The following is a 16,299-nucleotide window of genomic DNA, read 5'->3' on the forward strand; positions in this document are numbered from 1 at the left end:
CCGATGAGCGATGAAAAAAGGCCTACTATTTTTGATATTGCTATTCTCTCTGATACCTGTTTACGCCCAACAAGATGCTTGGATATATTTAACCGATAAACAAAACGTAGCGACTTCCGTTGCAAATCCCATTAATATTCTTACCCAAAAAGCACTCGATAGAAAAAGCGCCCATGGCGTTTCTATTGATGAACGTGATGTGCCGGTAAACGAAAGTTACATTACCCAGCTTAAAAATGCAGCGGGAATAACCGTTATGGCAAAATCCAAATGGTTTAATGCGGTACATGTTAGAGGAAGTCAAACTGATATTGAAGCACTAACAAACTTAGGTTTTGTTGCTTCCATAGATTTTGCAGATAAAAGTTTAAATACAGCAAAACCTATTTCGCAAAAGCAGGTTTCTAAACTCGAAAGCACATTAACAACCTTCAATTATGGCGATGCTTTCAACCAGATTGATATGATTAATGGTCATGAGTTGCACCTTTTGGATTATACAGGAACTGGTATGACTGTGGCCGTTTTAGATGCTGGTTTTCCAAACGTAAATACCATGGCAGCATTCCAAAGATTGAGAAATGCCAATAATATTATAGATGGCTATGATTTTGTGAATAGAAATGCTAATGTTTATGCGAACACGTCCAGTAGTCACGGTACATGGGTGTTGAGCACCATGGCTGGGTATATTCAAGATCAATTTGTAGGCACCGCCCCTGATGCGTCTTATTATTTATTTATCACTGAAGATGGGATTAATGAAAATCCAGTTGAGGAAAGTTATTGGGTTGAAGCAGTTGAGCGTGCCGATAGTTTGGGAGTGGACGTGGTTAATTCTTCTTTAGGCTATGGAAGTTTTTATGATAACACAAATTATAATTATTCAGCATCACATTTTGATGGAAGCACAACTTTTATAACCAAAGGCGCCAACATCGCTTTTGAAAAAGGGCTGTTGATTATTAATTCTGCAGGAAACGAGGGAAATAATGGCATTAATGCACCTGCAGATTCTTCAAATGTATTGTCTGTTGGGGCTGTAACGGCTACTGGAACCTATGCGTCTTTTAGTTCTGTTGGAAGTGCTATTCAGCCCACACAAAAACCAGATGTGGTGGCACAAGGTCAAGCAAGTTATGTAATAGGCACTAATGATGTGATTGGGACATTAAATGGCACATCGTTCAGTTCGCCTATTTTAGCGGGTGGTATCGTTTGTTTATGGCAAGCTTTACCCGATAAAACAAATGCTGAAATTATGCAGTTGGTACGAGAATCAGCATCCCAATATAATAATCCAGATTATTTCTTAGGATATGGCATTCCTAATTTGCTTGCAGCATTAAATGGAGAGCTTTCAATTGGTGATGATGATGAAAATCCAGAAGAGATTTTGATGTTTCCAAATCCGAGTTCAGGCGACGTTTTTTTTAAACTACCTTCGGAAGAAACATTTTGGACTTTCAGTATTTATGATATTTTAGGAAGGGAAGTCAAAACCATTCCCATTTTAGACGTAATTGAGCCTATTGATATTTCTTACTTATCAGATGGTTTATATATTATAAAAATTGAATCCCCGAAAATTTCAAAAACCTTTAAACTCATTAAAAAGTAATGGCTAATAGGATTACGGAATTATTCAATATCAAATACCCTATAGTGCAAGCAGGTATGGTATGGAATAGTGGCTGGCGATTAGCTTCTGCATCAAGTAATTCGGGTGTTTTAGGAATTATTGGTGCTGGTTCCATGTATCCAGACGTATTACGTGAACATATCCAAAAATGTAAAAAAGCGACCAACAAGCCTTTCGGGGTGAATGTGCCTATGCTATATCCAAATATCCAGGAGATTATGGATATTATTGTTGAGGAAGGCGTGAAGATTGTATTTACTTCAGCAGGAAATCCTAAAACGTGGACGCCTTGGTTAAAAGAGCAAGGTATAACTGTGGCGCATGTGGTAAGTAGCGTCAAGTTTGCACTCAAGGCACAAGAAGCTGGAGTTGATGCCGTAGTTGCTGAAGGTTTTGAAGCAGGAGGCCATAACGGCAGAGATGAAACCACCACCTTAACATTGATTCCCATGGTAAAGGAACAGATACAAATTCCATTGATTGCTGCGGGTGGCATTGCTACGGGGCAAGCCATGTTGGCAGCCATGGTTTTAGGGGCTGATGGCGTTCAAGTCGGTAGCAGGTTTGCAGCCAGTGAAGAAAGTTCAGCCCATATAGACTTTAAGAAATTAATTACTGATACCAAAGAAGGCCATACACAGCTAACTTTAAAAGAATTGGCTCCAGTAAGATTGATAAAAAATAAGTTTTATAACGACTTGCAAGAGCTTTATAAAAAGTCACCAACTCCAGAACAATTGCAAGAATTATTGGGAAGGGGACGTGCTAAAAAAGGGATGTTTGAAGGTGATTTAGAAGAAGGGGAATTAGAAATCGGTCAGGTTGCCGGATTGATACATGATATAAAGCCAGTCGCTCAAATTGTTGAAGATATGATGCGTGAATTTACCGAAGCAAAAAAGCAGGTTTCTAATTTGTGACTTTGTTTTTTAGTAATGTTTCAATAGAAATGTGGTACAATCTACTCAGTCCATTATCATATTTATTCAATTCTTCAAATAACTCATCAATCGTGAGAGGCTTTTCAAACTCAGTAATGGTATTATCCATTTTACTTGTAAAATATAGGGTACTCGTTTTTAAATCTACAAAAGGGCAATAATCCATCTTGTCAGAATTGATATGTTCTCCTAAGTTTTTGGCTGGTGTCCAACCAGTTTCTGAATTAAAGCTGATATACAAATCACCACTGCCAAAACCACCGCTTCTGTTATAAGAACCATAAATTAAAAAAGACTCATCAGACGCAATAAAAGCATTATATTCATAACCTTCAGAATTTATGGCATTTGGTAACACCATTGGTTCTGTGTATTGGGAATCCTTAAATTCGCTAAAATAAATATCATCCTTATTTTTTAGGGATGTATTATCCCTCGTGAAATATAAATTCCCATTAGTGGCAATAGAAGGATAAAATTCATCATACAAAGTGTTTATGGGGCTTCCTAAGTTTTTTGGTTCTGACCAGTTTTTATTTAAATCATCACGTTCTACATACCAAATGTCAAAATCCTTTATGGTGGTTGAAGCCTTATGAATAGGTCTGTTTGAAACAAAATAAATTTTTAAGCCATCTGGCGAAAAAAATGGTTCTAAATCAAAATACTGTCCAGAAAAAGAGGTGACTTGCGGTTTATTCCAGATTCCATTTTCCTTTTTAATAGTTATGACAGATGATAAATTTCCCATAATACTTTGAGCTGAAAACAACATCTCATTGCCATCAGGTGAGATGGCAATATCCCTTACGTTAGGAAATTGTTTTACAATATCTGGAATGAACGCTTTTTTGGACTCTTGAGAAAATCCCATAAGCATATTCATAAAACACATAATTGGAATTAAACGTTTCATAATCTAATTATTAAGTTAATATACCATAACTAAATTAATGAATATAATGTTAATTTTTTATACAATAAAAAAAGGGGAAATAAATTCCCCCTTTTAAACAAAAACCTCTAAATAGCTTTTGATCCCCTAAAATAATAATAAAGCCTTTTTATAAAATATTAATGAATCCCCTTAAAGGATTTGCTTTAAAAGCCTTGCGAATTTATATAAAAAAACTTACCTAAACACATGGTTTTATTAAATTTATTAACATTTGTTAATTTTTTATAAAAACATTTTTAAATTATTATAAACAAAGTTTAAGAATTACTTTTGCCGAATGCAATTAGCAAATTACACCAAAGAATTTAAATACAATTGGAATCTAGCAGCACCTGTTATGTTAGGTATGTTGGGGCATACTTTTGTAAGTTTTGTAGATAATGTTATGGTTGGTCAATTAGGAACGGCTGAACTTGCTGCCGTATCTCTGGGCAATAGTTTTATGTTTATAGCCATGTCTTTAGGAATCGGTTTTTCAACAGCCATAACGCCATTAATTGCTGAAGCAGATTCCGAAGGCCATTTTGCCAAAGGAAAATCGTCATTTAAACATGGTTTGTTTTTATGTACCGTTTTGGGCGTTTTACTTTTTTTAATGGTATTTTTTGCAAAACCGCTTATGTATTTAATGAAACAACCCGAAGAGGTGGTTATCTTGGCAATTCCTTATCTGGATTTGGTGGCATTTTCATTGATACCATTAATTATTTTTCAAGGGTTTAAGCAATTTAGTGATGGTTTATCAATAACCAGATATCCTATGTATGCAGCACTTTTAGCAAACATCCTAAACGTTATTTTTAATTATTTGCTCATTTTTGGGAAATTCGGATTTCCAGAATTAGGCATTGTTGGAGCTGCTTATGGCACCTTAATTTCCAGAATTATCATGGTTTGGTTTTTATGGTGGATTTTAAAGAATAAAGAAAAATCGAAACCGTATGTAACACACATCAAGTTTTTTGTTTTAAAAAAAACCATGATGAAAAAAATCATAAACCTTGGAGCACCAAGTGCCATGCAAATGTTTTTTGAAGTTGCCGTTTTTACTGCTGCCATTTGGTTAAGTGGTTTGCTGGGTAAAAATCCGCAAGCGGCAAACCAAATTGCATTAAACTTATCTTCCATGACCTTTATGGTGGCTATGGGTTTAAGCGTTGCCGCCATGATTCGTGTTGGAAACCAAAAAGGATTAAAGAATTTTGTTGAACTAAGACGCATTGCTTTTTCTATATTTCTATTGGGCATTATTTTGGCTTTTGGTTTCGCTATTTTGTTTTTTAGCTTCAATGAATTTTTACCCAAATTATATGTTGATTATAATGATGCGGAAAATTTAATGGATAATATGGAAGTGGTAAGCATTGCCTCTACATTATTGATTGTGGCGGCTATTTTTCAAATAAGTGATAGTGTTCAAGTGATTTTTTTAGGAGCTTTAAGAGGTCTCCAAGATGTTAAAATGCCAACCATTATAACCTTCATTTCCTATTGGCTTATTGGGTTTCCTATGAGTTGGTTTTTAGGAAAAGAAGATGCTTATGGCAGTTTTGGTATTTGGTTGGGTTTATTGGCTGGACTTTCAACAGCCGCCATTTTATTGTATATTAGATTTAATTATTTGACAAAAAAGTTAATTTTGTCCAACAAACAGCTCAACAACTTAACAATAAACACCTAATAACAACATGAGTCTTCCTAAATTTATTCTAGGTGATAACACCAATTATCCAAATGCCATCTATGTCATCCACACCGAATTTCCTAGGTTTATCATTAATTTGGAAGACGATGAGGTAGAATGGTTTGAAGATTTTGATGAAGAAGATGCCAAGGAACTTGAAATGGAAACAGAGAACTTGATTAAGCTCGCCACCGAGTTTTATGATAGTGAAATAGCAAAGTATGAAGAGTAATGCCATTTCTAAATTCCCATAAATGATTGACAAAATAATAGAATACGATAAACAACTTTTTTTGTTTTTAAATAATTTAGGCTCTCCAACATGGGATTGGCTATGGTTAATAATTACTGACGAGCTTACCTTTATTCCGTTGTATGCCGTATTGTTGTTTTTGTTGTATAAAAAATTTGGATTAAAAGCACTATTGCTATTTATAGTCATTATTGTAGTCATGATTACCTTTACCGACCAAATAACTAATGTTTTTAAACGTGGTTTTGGTCGCCCCAGACCATGTAGGGCAGAAGGGATTATGGAGTATACGCGGTTTATAGCGGTACGTTGCGGACTTTATGGTTTCTTTTCTGGACATGCTGCTAATTCTATGGCAGCAGCTGTATTTGCAGGGCTGATATTAAAGCCTTACTACAAAAACCTCATTTTTATTTTATTGTTTTGGAGTGTTATTGTAGCCTACAGCAGGATTTATGTTGGTGTACATTATCCGGTAGATATTCTGTGTGGATGGACGTTTGGCGCGCTAACAGGATTCGGATTCTACAAGTTAAGTCTGTATCTTATAAAACAGTATGTTGGTTAATATTCAATAAACCAGACATTAAAAACCGTAGCAGGTTTCTAAATCCTAATTTAAATCTCGCAAAGCAAAAAAATTACTCCTGTATTTCTGGAACTTCTTCTATGGGAACGGCAACTTTCACATCATCCCAAGCCATGGTTAAAGATAAATCGCCTGTTGTATTATCAAAACCTATGGTAAATTGTTCTACGGTTTTATCAAGTTTATGTACAGGAACTTCAACATCTAATACATCATAATTTGGGTCCCACATGGGTTTCATTTCGGTATCTACACCCCAAGAATATTGTTTGGAATTAAAAATAACAGTCCATGCCGTATCTTTTGGTACCGTCCATAAGGTGTATTTTCCAGTTGGTAGCGGTATGCCATCTATTTTAAGAGGTTTGTTCGTCTCAAAGGTAGTCGCTTCATTGGCTCCAGTTCGCCAAACTTCATTTAATGGCACTAAACCTCCAAAAATATCGCGTCCTTTTTTAGAAGGTCTGTTGTAAAAAACCTCCAACTTTAAATCATTAAACTTATAAGCAATGGTATCTTTAGGACTTAATCGTGCTGCAAAAATGTTTTCAACAAAATATGAATATAAAAATAGGCCTACGGCTATTAAGGATAAAAAAATTAAGAGTCGTTTTAAAAAGGTGTTCATATGCAATGTTTTATTTAATGGATAAAGATACTTTAAAAAGTATTTAATTATTTAATGCAAACGCAGATTTCTTAGCTTTGATATATCAACACAAAAAAAAATATGTTTTTTGCAACACTGCCTTTTTTTTGTCGTCTATTAAAATGAACTAACTTAAAACCAAAAGTAAGGCGCGCATGTTTCAGGTTGACATTATAGAACAATGTAAACAAAACAATCGGAAAGCACAATTGCAGGTATACAACCAGTACTGCAACGGGATGTATAGTGTTGCTAAACGATTTTTGAATGATGCCACCGATGCCGAAGATGTGGTGCAGGAAGCGTTTATTAAAGCGTTTTCTAAACTCGACCAATACAAGGCGGAAGTTACTTTTGGGGCTTGGTTAAAACGTATTGTTATCAATAAAAGTATCGATTTTTTAAAATCCAAAAAGCAACATTTGGTTGCGTTGGATGAGGTGCACCTGAAAATTGTTGATACTCCAAACGATGACAAATGGTTAGTGGATGACGAAATCACTTTAAACGATGTAAAAGAAGCAATTAAAAAATTACCTGAAACGTATCAATACGTGGTGATGCTTTATTTAATTGAAGGCTACGACCACCAAGAGATTTCAGAAATTTTGAATATTACGGAAGTCGCTTCGCGCACACAATTATCAAGAGGGAGAATAAAATTGCAAGAACTGTTAACATTAAAGAAAAATGGCACGAGATATTAGGGACCTATTTAAAGAGGAAGGAGGGATACAACATGAAACGATGTCTGAAAACCATCAAGATAGATTTCTTGAAAAACTGGATAAGGCTTTGCCCATTTCGAAAAAGCGCCCATTTAATTGGCTGCAAGTAGCGGCAAGTGTTGTGGTGCTTTTAGGGTTGTCTTTTGGAGCTTATAATTATTTTAAAATAACGCCTACATCCACAGACATAAATGTTGCAGAAACTAAACCTGTTAATATTAAAACTTTGGGTGATGTATCTCCTGGACTTAAAAAAGTGGAAGATTATTATTTGGCGAGTATCAATTTAGAATTGTCTAAAATGGCATACACGCCAGAAACCAAAGATGTGTTTGATGGCTATTTGGAGCAGTTGGAAGGACTTGATAAGGAATACCAACGTTTGTCCGTTGAATTAACAGAATTGGGGCCAAATGAGTTAACCGTAAACGCTCTGATAGATAATTTAAAACTTCGTTTAAATCTTTTGTACCGTTTAAGATCGCAATTACAAAACTTACCTGATGATGTGGAAGACACATCAAAATCAATCTAAAAAAATCAAAAAATGAATAGTAAAATCATTAAACAATCCTTATTTGTGCTTAGCTTTTTTATAGTGGGAAGCATCATAGCGCAACAAAAATTAACCAAGTTGTCCCAATCCATTAAAGTAGACAATGACGTTATTTTAAACTTAAATACCAGCAATTGCAATATTGAGTTTGATACTTGGAACAAAAATGTTGTGGAGATTGAAGCCTATATTGAAGGAGGGAAACTTTCAAAAGAAGAACTGGAACAAGCCTTGAAAGCTTGGGGCGTTAGTGTAGATGCCACATCTAAAGAGATTTCAATAAGTACAAAAGGCAATGCACCAGCTACTTGGATTCAAAGAAACGATGGGAATCATGCCGATGTTAACGTGATACTAGACGAGTTAAAGTACAATTTGTCATATTTACCAGAACTGCCAGAATTACCTGAGTTACCTGAAATGCCCGAGATGCCAGAATTGCCAGAATTACCAGAAGGCATCAACAACATGCAATTTGATTATGAAGCCTATAAAAAAGACGGTGAAAAATATATGGAGAAATGGTCTAAAAATTTTGAATCTAAATTTGGAGACGATTACGCCAAGCAAATGGAAGCATGGGGCGAAAAATTTGGTAAAGAATGGGGTGAAAAATATGCTAAACAATATGAAGAATGGGGCAAAAGTTTGGCAGCAAAAATGGAAGCCAATGCAGCAAGAATGGAGCATCGAGAAGAGCAAAAAAAACATGTAATGATACTTAGGGAGCAACGTGAAAAGGAGCTTGAAAAAATGGCTGATGAACGTGAAAAACTGGCTGACGAAAGACGCATTGTTATTGAGAAAATAATCAATACAGGATCTAACTCAAACGTTAAGAAAACGATTAAGATTAAATTGCCAAAAGATGCTAAAATTAAGGTAGACGTAAAACACGGTGAACTTAAATTTGTATCCAATGTAGATAATCTGAATGCTAATTTATCGTATACCAAGTTTATGGCAAATAGCATTAATGGAAGCAAAACTTCCATTAATGCTTCTTATTCGCCCGTAAATATAGCCTATTGGAATGTTGGCGAGCTCAACTTAAATTTTGTAAAGGCTGCCGAACTAAAAAATGTCAAGCGTTTGGTATTAACGTCTAATTCTTCTAATGTAAAAATTCATAACGTCACAGATAATGCCGTAATTAATGGCAGTATTGGCGATTTAAAAATCTTAAATATAGGGGATGGGTTTAACAATTTAAATGTTACCCTTCAAAATAGTGATGCTGTTATTTCGCTTCCTAAAGTGGATGCTAATTTTCAGTATAAAGGCACGCGTTCACGTTTAAAACACCCTAAAAAAACATCCAATGATAATGTCTCAACATTTTCAACAAACAATTCGAGTACCAAAAAAACCATTGTGGTAAATGCGAAGTACAGTAATGTTGTTATGCAATAGTTTATTATTTTTGAGGAAACACGTCTTCTATGTCCTCAACCCATTTTCAGGAGTTTTTAAAGCATGTCAGTCCCAAGCCACTTCGGGTACTACATCCTGAAATTCCAAATTCCAAATACATTTCCATAGACCTTTCGGAGGATAATAAACAACTCAAAGCTATTGATGTTAGTAAGACTGAAGCATTGCAAAATTATATTGAAAGCCAAATACACCAACACAATGGCTTGGTGGGCTACGGTGGTTATAATGAAGTGCGGACTATCTACAAACGCAGTCAACATTTTAACAACAACGAGGCTACCGAACGCAACATCCATTTGGGAGTAGATTTATGGATAGCTGCCGAAAGCCCGATTTATTGTCCTTTGGATGCCACCGTGCATAGTTTTAAAAACAATACGAATTTTGGTGATTATGGACCGACCATTATTTTAAAACATACCATAAATGAGTTTGAATTTTACACCTTATACGGTCATTTAAGCTTGGCTTCTTTAGAAAATTTAGAAGCAGGTAAACCCATAAAACAAGGCGAACCGTTTGCCACGTTGGGCGATGCCACCGTAAATGGTAATTACCCACCACATTTGCATTTTCAAATCATAAAAGACTTGCAAGGTTTTAAGGGTGATTACCCAGGTGTTTGCAATAAAAAGGATTTGGAGTTTTATTTGGATAATTGTCCGAATCCGGAGTTGGTTTTGAGGTTGGGGGTTTGAGGATAGTTTAAATGTGCGAGCTGTTTAGGTATTTAATTGTTAATTACATTTGAAACCTTATGCACAGTTCAAAACAAAATTATCATCCACTTCTATTAATGTATTAATTTCAGAAACATCGCCCTCTTCAAAGAAATTTTCTCCACGCAATTTTACTTTAAATGGGAGTAATTTGGATTTTGATACTAGAAAGTCATAACTTCTCCCTTCTCCATGCTTTAAAACATTGATAGCGCATATAAATTCATCAAAACGATCATGAAGATCTAACTCATGTCTATCCTTAAGCGTGTTTTTGGCACCTTCAAATCCGTTTCTACAAGATAATTGATGTTGTAATGTTGCATCAAATATTGAGAACATTCCAACCGCAAATATTGCCTTTTGAAGTTGAATCATTTGAAGATTTTTCAAAAGTATTGTTGATCCGCTTGTTTGAAGTTCTTCAATAATTTTTGAATTAGCATCTTGTAAGGCACCCAATGTAAATGATGTACTTCGATAGATTAGTTTTTCAAATCTGTGCATATTTTTGTTGTAGTTTTGGTTTAATAATCCATGATTTTTAAGATATGGCTAGTTTCAATTATCTATATCGATAGTTAAACGAAGTTAGTTAATTTTTCCTTCAAAGTCAATTTTTATAGTTAAAGCAAAAAATTCGTAACGCTGATTACAGATTTTAAAAATGATTACAAAAAAAAAGCTGACTTATAAATATATAAGCCAGCTTTAATTTGTTAAAAGCAATTAATTACTTTTTTAATAATAATTTTTGAATTTTATTTTTTCCCTGTTCAACAATGATGTAATATAATCCTGATTGAAAATTTTCTCCAAAGATATAGTTTTCATCGGCTTTTCCTTTTGTTGAATATACGATTCTATGACTGTAATAATTGAAAACTTTAATGTCAACCTGGTCTTTTTTGTTAAAACCAACTAGGTTCACACGAAACTCATCGGGGGTAGGATTAGGCCAACATACAATATCTAATTTAGAGGGCTTATGATTATTGTTTTTAATAACCAAATTAGCTTTGCTAACAGAATTGCCTTGATAATATCCTCCAGCTTCTAAACTAATTTGATATTGTTGGGTTGATTCATCCCCCATATCTAGAGGAAAGGTTAATTCTACTTTTCCTTTAGTTTTGTTTCCTATAGGAGAAACGCCAAAATAACCATTTTCATCTGTTACATTTTCAACAACTATGGGAATACCATCTAATAGAAAGCGAACTTTACTATTGGTAATATCGCCAAGAGAACCACCTGATAATTCACCTATATCTTCTATGAAACCGTTAAGGGTTATTTCAGCTATGTTTGAGGAATGTTTGGTATTATAATTTGTTTTACCTATTATCTTCAATTCAGCATCTTCTTGGGTAACTGTGAATTGGGTTTCCGCAATGTCAACATTAAGGTTCTCATTGGGTTGATCAAAAACAGCTGTAACCGTTTTAGTTCCTGGGCTATATAGACCTAAGTTATTGCCCTCTAACAAACTAATGGTTAAGCTACCTTCCAAATCATTTCCATTTTCAACTAGCTGAATCTCTCCCACTAATGTGCCATTGATGTAAATACCTGCATCTTGTGCAGCGACTCCACATTTACTGTTGCCACTTGGAATGTTTATTTTAATTGTTATATCATCACTATATTGTTGTGATATAGGTTCAATACTTATTGATCCGACCATGTCAACAAATGAGGTGAGTAATGGTGGATTTTCGCCGTTTCTTATGACCGTGTTTAAGTACTGACTCATTGCTGGTTTTTCTGAACCTTCACAAAGATTGATTAAGTAAGCTTCTTGAGTAGTACGCCACATTCCTGAACGGTAACCCCATAACGTTATTCCTATTACCGATGGATGGTTCCAGTATAATCCAAAAATACGCTGATATTCTGATAGTTGAAAAGCATCTTGTTCTTCTTGTGTACCATTATTGGTTCGTACGCCATTTGCATCTAAAGAGGCATCACCATCAATATCCATTTCGGTAATCATAATTGGTAATCCAGTATCAGCTATGAGGTTTAAATTATTTGATAAGTTATTTGTAGCATTTTCAAAACTTCCATTTCCGTATCTGCGCGTTGAAAAGGAGTGTCCCTGCATGCCTACTACATCAACTAAATTGTCTTTTTTTAGCAACTCTATAATGGAAACATACTCGGCAGCGCTTGTTGGCGTATTTTCAATACCGTACTCGTTAATCATCAATTTGGTTTCGCAAGGGAAATATAAACGAGCTAATTTAAAGGCGTTTACTACCCAATCATAAGTGCTTGGTTCTGTATTTAATTCTGCATTTAATGAACGCAAGGCATTCAAGTAATCACCGCTGCTATCATCGGTCGCGTTTGAACCTTGATTATCCGGTTTATCATTTAAAATCTCATTGACTACTTCTAAATATTCCAAAGTTTTTCTTGCATCAGAACTATTATCATAATGACCAGCAACTTCTTGAAACCATCTTTTAATTCTAACCACTTTTTCTTCATCGCTCATAGGCTTTAACCAAGTAGGTTGCTGATTTCCCCATACAAGTACATGAAAACGGAAAGGAAAATTATTTTGTGCGGCATAGGCTCTTGCTGCATCTAATTGGCTAAAATCGAAAACACCATCTTCTCTTTCAACGCTTCCCCATTTTCCAGCATTTTCTGGGGTAATTTGGTTGAAATATTTATTTAGATTGGCATCATTGGCATCATAAATTGTTCCTAGGAATTTGTTTTTTCCACTGGCAATGGGAGTTTGTGAGGCTGGAGGTGAATAAAAAGTGACTCCGCATTGAATTTGCATTTGGGCATCATCTAAGAAATACGTGTTAGCAAATTTTCCCAAATCTAAAGCTATTCTAGTTTCAGGTGAATTGGCAATAAAACTCCAAGTTAATAAGGTCCAGTCTGTACCCACCGTAAAATCTTCTGAATATAGCGCATTAGGATTTGTAGAAAAACGGATAGTTGATCCTGCTGTTAGCGCTTTTGTATAGATTTGAAACTCGTAGGTAGCTCCTATAGACGTTGCAATAGGGTCGCTTACCATTTGTACCATATAGGGCTCACCATTTGCTGCAACAGTAGCTTTTAATGCTCGGCTTCCGGTTTTTATTTCGCTTGTTTCCAAAGTTTCTGTGAGTGAACTATCACCATTCCATTGTCCCCAATTTTCAAAAAAATCACCACTGCCTCCTTCAAAACTACCATTGAGCACTAAACTGGGTTCGTCATTAACAGGGGCAAGCATTTCCATGCTGTCTAAGAAATAGGTGTTGGCTTGTGCTCCTAAATCTAATACGATACGTGTTTCAGTTGCGTTTGCAGTAAAAGTCCATGATAATAAAGTCCATGTATCGGATACTGTGTAATTTCCTGAATACTGCGCACTTGGACTGGTTGAAAATCGAATAGACGTACCAGCAACGGCTCCTTTTACATATATTTTAAAGGTATAACTTTGGCCAATAATTGTAGGTATTAAATCACTTGCCATTTGAACGCTCCATGGGTTGCCCCCAGTAGAAATTGCTTTAAGAGCTCTATTTCCATCATGTACTTCAGTCGGTTCGGTAGTCTGTACAAGGGCGGTTGCTCCATTAAATTTAGACCAATTGGTAAAAGTATCATCACTACCCAATTCAAAACTCGGGTTTGGAACAATATTCTCTCCAACACTTGGTGGCGCCAACATTTCCATAGTATCAATAAAATAGGTGTTGGCATTAGCTCCCAGATCTAATACGATACGTGTATTCACTTCATTTGCCGTGAAAGTCCAAGACACTTGTGTCCAAGTTTCAGAAACAACATAATTTCCAGAATAAAGGGCACTAGGATTAGTAGAAAAACGAATTTCAGTTCCTGCTACCGCTCCTTTAATATAAGCTGTAAATGTATAGCTTTCACCAATTATGGTAGGAACAGGATCACTTACTAATTGCACATTCCAAGGGTTGCCATCTGCGGCAACTACTGCTTTTAATGCGCGACTGCCATCATTTACTTCTGAAGCAACCGAGGTGGCTAATAGGGAAGCAGGGCCGTTCCATTTGCTCCAACCATTAAAATCGTCGTTATTTCCTAATTCAAAACTAGGGTTTGGTATAATGTTTTGAGCATAATTTACTTGAAGCATTGCCACTAGAAATAGCATAAGTAAAATCCATCTTTTTTTGTAATTTTTTTTCATTCTGCTTAGTTTTTATTAGTTAATTGGTTAAAAAAATAATATGGTTACTATTTAATTTTAAATAAAAAAAATAATTCTTTGCTTGTTAATTTATGGTGCTGCAAAAATTAAATTTTTAGATAATGTGGTGATTTAATAAAAATATCTAAAATATTTGAGGATAATTAATTTTTTGCTTTAAAAAAAATTAAAAACCTAAAAAACAAGAAGATAATCCGATGAATTATAAATTTTAAACGTTGAAGAGTTATCACTGGGTTCGCTTTTTCTTAATAAGATATAATGATACATGAAAGAATTTTGTTTTTTAAATTTGAAAATATTAATTAGTCTAAATATTTTAAGTAGGATAATGAATGATTAAATATGTAAAATCTTGCGAAGATGAAAAATTTTGAGTTTTGAAAAAAATCGGTAATGTTAATTGCGGATTTTAAATTTTATTTAGATAATTGCCCGGATAAGGAGATGATTTTGAGGTTGGGTTTTTAGGGTTTGTCTAACGTGTTTGTGGTATCGAAACTTGAGTAAGGAAGCAATTATTATTCTGCGGTGTTTGTATTAGATATTTCTTTTTTAAATTTTTGTATTTTGTCATAATCCTGTATCTCTAATAGGTTCAAAAGCTGTAACCAATCAATAATTCCTTTTCTATGGTAGTGAGTTAGCATTTCTTTATAATGTTTAAGCCTTTCAGATTCTGTTTGCAAAAAGTTGCATTTTATTTTTTCTCCGTTTTTAAGAATTAAAAATAATTCATTGTCAAGTCCATTTGATAGATGTGGTGCAAATTCGATGAGATGATTAACAAACATTCCTCGAATGTCATAGGCGTGAACAAAATCCAATTTAGCAATTTCAGAAATTTTATAAACTTCATCATTCAATTGTATTTGGTTTTCTTGGAAGATTAATTTTCCATTATATTTACCAATTTCTCTTTGGTATCTAAAAAATGTGCTTATAAGTAAACCAATGATATAAATAAGCCAAAAAATTAATATAACAGCATCCCATCCATTAAAATAAAATTCAAAAGAATGTTTTAAATAATGGATTAAAAAAATTAGAATTGTCCAAGAAATGGCAATAATATTTTCTGGAGAAATATAGATTCCTTTTCTCTTTTCAAATATTTCCAAACTTTTTGGGGTCATTTTCTAATTAAGGCTAACTTTTAAGATATAGGTAGTTTCAATTATCCTAATATCAATAGTCAAACGAAATTAGTTATTTTTTCTGGCAAAGGCAACGCTTTAAGTTTAAACAAAAAAATCCGTAACTCTAGTTACAGATTTTTAAAGATTGTATAAAAAGCTTAAAACTTATTTACCGCCTTTAGTCGTTTTTTGTTTATTTATTTCGTCTTGCAATTGGCGTCTTACTTTTTGCTCACGTTCAACGGCTGTTTTGCGGTGCTCTTCAAATTCTTCTTCAATATCGGCCAGATTCTTTTTGGCTTGTCTTGTAATGTCATTGCTATTTTTAAACTTGTAGATAAATAACCCCAGCAGGATTAATAAACAAGCAATGATAAACCACATGATGGCTTTGTAACTGCCTTTACTCATTTGCATGCCAAACAAACCAATATTATCTTTTTCGCTTCGGGTATTTTCCAAATTTGTTTGGGTACTTTCTAAGCTCGACTTTAAATCTGAAATCTCTTTAGCTTGTGTGTCGACAAGTATTTTGGTGTCTGCTAAATCTTTATGTACGGCTTTTAGGGAGTCTATGGTGTGGGCTTTAAGTTTGTAAAGCCAGTCCTTTTTAATGACTTTAAAATCTTGGTAATTATTAGAGCGTGTTATAACATATTCAAATTGACTATCTATAGAACCTTCATCCAAGGAAAGGGTTTCTTCTTCTGTGTTATTTTGTGAAAATGTTGTAAAAGAACAGGTTAAAAGAACGGCCGTAACTAGTAGGTATTTAATGCATTTCATTTAGG

General features: G+C 34.4%; 15 protein-coding genes. 9 read left to right on the forward strand and 6 right to left on the reverse strand.

Annotated elements, in window-relative coordinates; translation table 11 throughout:
• Window positions 1-10: 10 nt before the first annotated feature.
• Entirely contained in the window at window positions 11-1,621 is a 1,611-nt protein-coding gene (locus tag CDH50_RS10690; RefSeq protein ID WP_100612266.1) for a S8 family serine peptidase, read from the forward strand.
• The gene (locus tag CDH50_RS10695) at window positions 1,621-2,562 is read left to right on the forward strand and encodes an NAD(P)H-dependent flavin oxidoreductase (protein ID WP_100612267.1); all 942 of its coding nucleotides are present in this window, start codon (window positions 1,621-1,623) and stop codon (window positions 2,560-2,562) included. The genes CDH50_RS10690 and CDH50_RS10695 overlap by 1 nt, the downstream gene beginning before the upstream one ends.
• On the opposite strand, the gene CDH50_RS10700 is transcribed toward CDH50_RS10695, so the two are convergent.
• The gene (locus CDH50_RS10700; RefSeq protein ID WP_100612268.1) at window positions 2,552-3,499 is read right to left on the reverse strand and encodes a TolB family protein; all 948 of its coding nucleotides are present in this window, start codon (window positions 3,497-3,499) and stop codon (window positions 2,552-2,554) included. The genes CDH50_RS10695 and CDH50_RS10700 overlap by 11 nt on opposite strands.
• A gap of 319 nt (window positions 3,500-3,818) precedes the next feature.
• Between CDH50_RS10700 and CDH50_RS10705 the strand changes: the two genes are divergently transcribed.
• From CDH50_RS10705 to CDH50_RS10715, 3 genes are read left to right on the forward strand one after another with little or no spacing between them, the layout of a single operon-like run.
• The gene (locus CDH50_RS10705; RefSeq protein ID WP_100612269.1) at window positions 3,819-5,222 is read left to right on the forward strand and encodes an MATE family efflux transporter; all 1,404 of its coding nucleotides are present in this window, start codon (window positions 3,819-3,821) and stop codon (window positions 5,220-5,222) included.
• Between the two features lie 7 nt (window positions 5,223-5,229).
• Window positions 5,230-5,457: a hypothetical protein gene (locus CDH50_RS10710; protein WP_100612270.1), complete on the forward strand. Its 228-nt coding sequence runs from the start codon at window positions 5,230-5,232 to the stop codon at window positions 5,455-5,457.
• Window positions 5,458-5,479: 22 nt separating this feature from the next.
• On the forward strand, window positions 5,480-6,046 hold the full coding sequence (locus tag CDH50_RS10715; RefSeq protein WP_100612271.1) for a phosphatase PAP2 family protein: 567 nt from the start codon (window positions 5,480-5,482) through the stop codon (window positions 6,044-6,046).
• A 73-nt stretch (window positions 6,047-6,119) separates the two neighbouring features.
• Here CDH50_RS10715 and CDH50_RS10720 read toward each other — a convergent pair whose 3' ends face one another.
• Window positions 6,120-6,695, reverse strand: coding sequence for a DUF2911 domain-containing protein (locus CDH50_RS10720; RefSeq protein WP_100612272.1), 576 nt, complete (start codon window positions 6,693-6,695; stop codon window positions 6,120-6,122).
• 176 nt (window positions 6,696-6,871) lie between these two features.
• Here CDH50_RS10720 and CDH50_RS10725 point away from each other — a divergent pair, with 176 nt between their 5' ends.
• The 4 genes from CDH50_RS10725 to CDH50_RS10740 are packed head-to-tail and all read left to right on the forward strand — an operon-like array spanning window position 6,872 to window position 10,135.
• Entirely contained in the window at window positions 6,872-7,423 is a 552-nt protein-coding gene (locus CDH50_RS10725) for an RNA polymerase sigma factor (RefSeq protein ID WP_100612273.1), read from the forward strand.
• Entirely contained in the window at window positions 7,407-7,979 is a 573-nt protein-coding gene (locus tag CDH50_RS10730; protein ID WP_100612274.1) for a hypothetical protein, read from the forward strand. Before CDH50_RS10725 ends, CDH50_RS10730 begins: the two co-directional genes overlap by 17 nt.
• A gap of 12 nt (window positions 7,980-7,991) precedes the next feature.
• Window positions 7,992-9,413, forward strand: a complete 1,422-nt coding sequence (locus tag CDH50_RS10735; RefSeq protein WP_157804975.1) for a hypothetical protein — start codon at window positions 7,992-7,994, stop codon at window positions 9,411-9,413.
• Window positions 9,414-9,442: 29 nt separating this feature from the next.
• Window positions 9,443-10,135 carry a peptidoglycan DD-metalloendopeptidase family protein gene (locus tag CDH50_RS10740; protein ID WP_100612276.1) on the forward strand — a complete coding sequence of 231 codons (693 nt, stop codon included), beginning with the start codon at window positions 9,443-9,445 and terminating at the stop codon, window positions 10,133-10,135.
• A 57-nt stretch (window positions 10,136-10,192) separates the two neighbouring features.
• Here the strand turns inward: CDH50_RS10740 and CDH50_RS10745 are convergent, their stop codons facing one another.
• The 4 genes from CDH50_RS10745 to CDH50_RS10760 all read right to left on the reverse strand — a co-directional run bounded on the left by CDH50_RS10745 (window position 10,193) and on the right by CDH50_RS10760 (window position 16,294).
• Window positions 10,193-10,663, reverse strand: a complete 471-nt coding sequence (locus tag CDH50_RS10745) for a hypothetical protein (RefSeq protein WP_100612277.1) — start codon at window positions 10,661-10,663, stop codon at window positions 10,193-10,195.
• A 226-nt stretch (window positions 10,664-10,889) separates the two neighbouring features.
• A complete protein-coding gene (locus tag CDH50_RS10750; RefSeq protein ID WP_100612278.1) occupies window positions 10,890-14,348 on the reverse strand; it encodes an endo-1,4-beta-xylanase in 3,459 nt (1,152 codons plus the stop codon).
• 542 nt (window positions 14,349-14,890) lie between these two features.
• Window positions 14,891-15,490 carry a hypothetical protein gene (locus tag CDH50_RS10755; protein WP_157804976.1) on the reverse strand — a complete coding sequence of 200 codons (600 nt, stop codon included), beginning with the start codon at window positions 15,488-15,490 and terminating at the stop codon, window positions 14,891-14,893.
• A 183-nt stretch (window positions 15,491-15,673) separates the two neighbouring features.
• A complete protein-coding gene (locus tag CDH50_RS10760) occupies window positions 15,674-16,294 on the reverse strand; it encodes a tRNA (guanine-N1)-methyltransferase (RefSeq protein WP_100612280.1) in 621 nt (206 codons plus the stop codon).
• Window positions 16,295-16,299 lie beyond the last annotated feature (5 nt).

It is taken from the genome of Confluentibacter lentus, assembly GCF_002806995.1.
In the GTDB taxonomy this organism is placed as follows: Bacteria; Bacteroidota; Bacteroidia; order Flavobacteriales; family Flavobacteriaceae; genus Confluentibacter; species Confluentibacter lentus.

Coding starts and splice junctions, on each gene's coding strand:
- CDH50_RS10730 (WP_100612274.1), top strand. CDS start 7,407: ATGGCACGAGATATTAGGGACCTATTTAAAGAGGAAGGAGGGATACAA.
- CDH50_RS10740 (WP_100612276.1), top strand. CDS start 9,443: ATGTCCTCAACCCATTTTCAGGAGTTTTTAAAGCATGTCAGTCCCAAG.
- CDH50_RS10710 (WP_100612270.1), top strand. CDS start 5,230: ATGAGTCTTCCTAAATTTATTCTAGGTGATAACACCAATTATCCAAAT.
- CDH50_RS10705 (WP_100612269.1), top strand. CDS start 3,819: ATGCAATTAGCAAATTACACCAAAGAATTTAAATACAATTGGAATCTA.
- CDH50_RS10690 (WP_100612266.1), top strand. CDS start 11: ATGAAAAAAGGCCTACTATTTTTGATATTGCTATTCTCTCTGATACCT.
- CDH50_RS10735 (WP_157804975.1), top strand. CDS start 7,992: ATGAATAGTAAAATCATTAAACAATCCTTATTTGTGCTTAGCTTTTTT.
- CDH50_RS10720 (WP_100612272.1), bottom strand. CDS start 6,695: ATGAACACCTTTTTAAAACGACTCTTAATTTTTTTATCCTTAATAGCC.
- CDH50_RS10700 (WP_100612268.1), bottom strand. CDS start 3,499: ATGAAACGTTTAATTCCAATTATGTGTTTTATGAATATGCTTATGGGA.
- CDH50_RS10750 (WP_100612278.1), bottom strand. CDS start 14,348: ATGAAAAAAAATTACAAAAAAAGATGGATTTTACTTATGCTATTTCTA.
- CDH50_RS10695 (WP_100612267.1), top strand. CDS start 1,621: ATGGCTAATAGGATTACGGAATTATTCAATATCAAATACCCTATAGTG.
- CDH50_RS10760 (WP_100612280.1), bottom strand. CDS start 16,294: ATGAAATGCATTAAATACCTACTAGTTACGGCCGTTCTTTTAACCTGT.
- CDH50_RS10715 (WP_100612271.1), top strand. CDS start 5,480: ATGATTGACAAAATAATAGAATACGATAAACAACTTTTTTTGTTTTTA.
- CDH50_RS10745 (WP_100612277.1), bottom strand. CDS start 10,663: ATGCACAGATTTGAAAAACTAATCTATCGAAGTACATCATTTACATTG.
- CDH50_RS10725 (WP_100612273.1), top strand. CDS start 6,872: ATGTTTCAGGTTGACATTATAGAACAATGTAAACAAAACAATCGGAAA.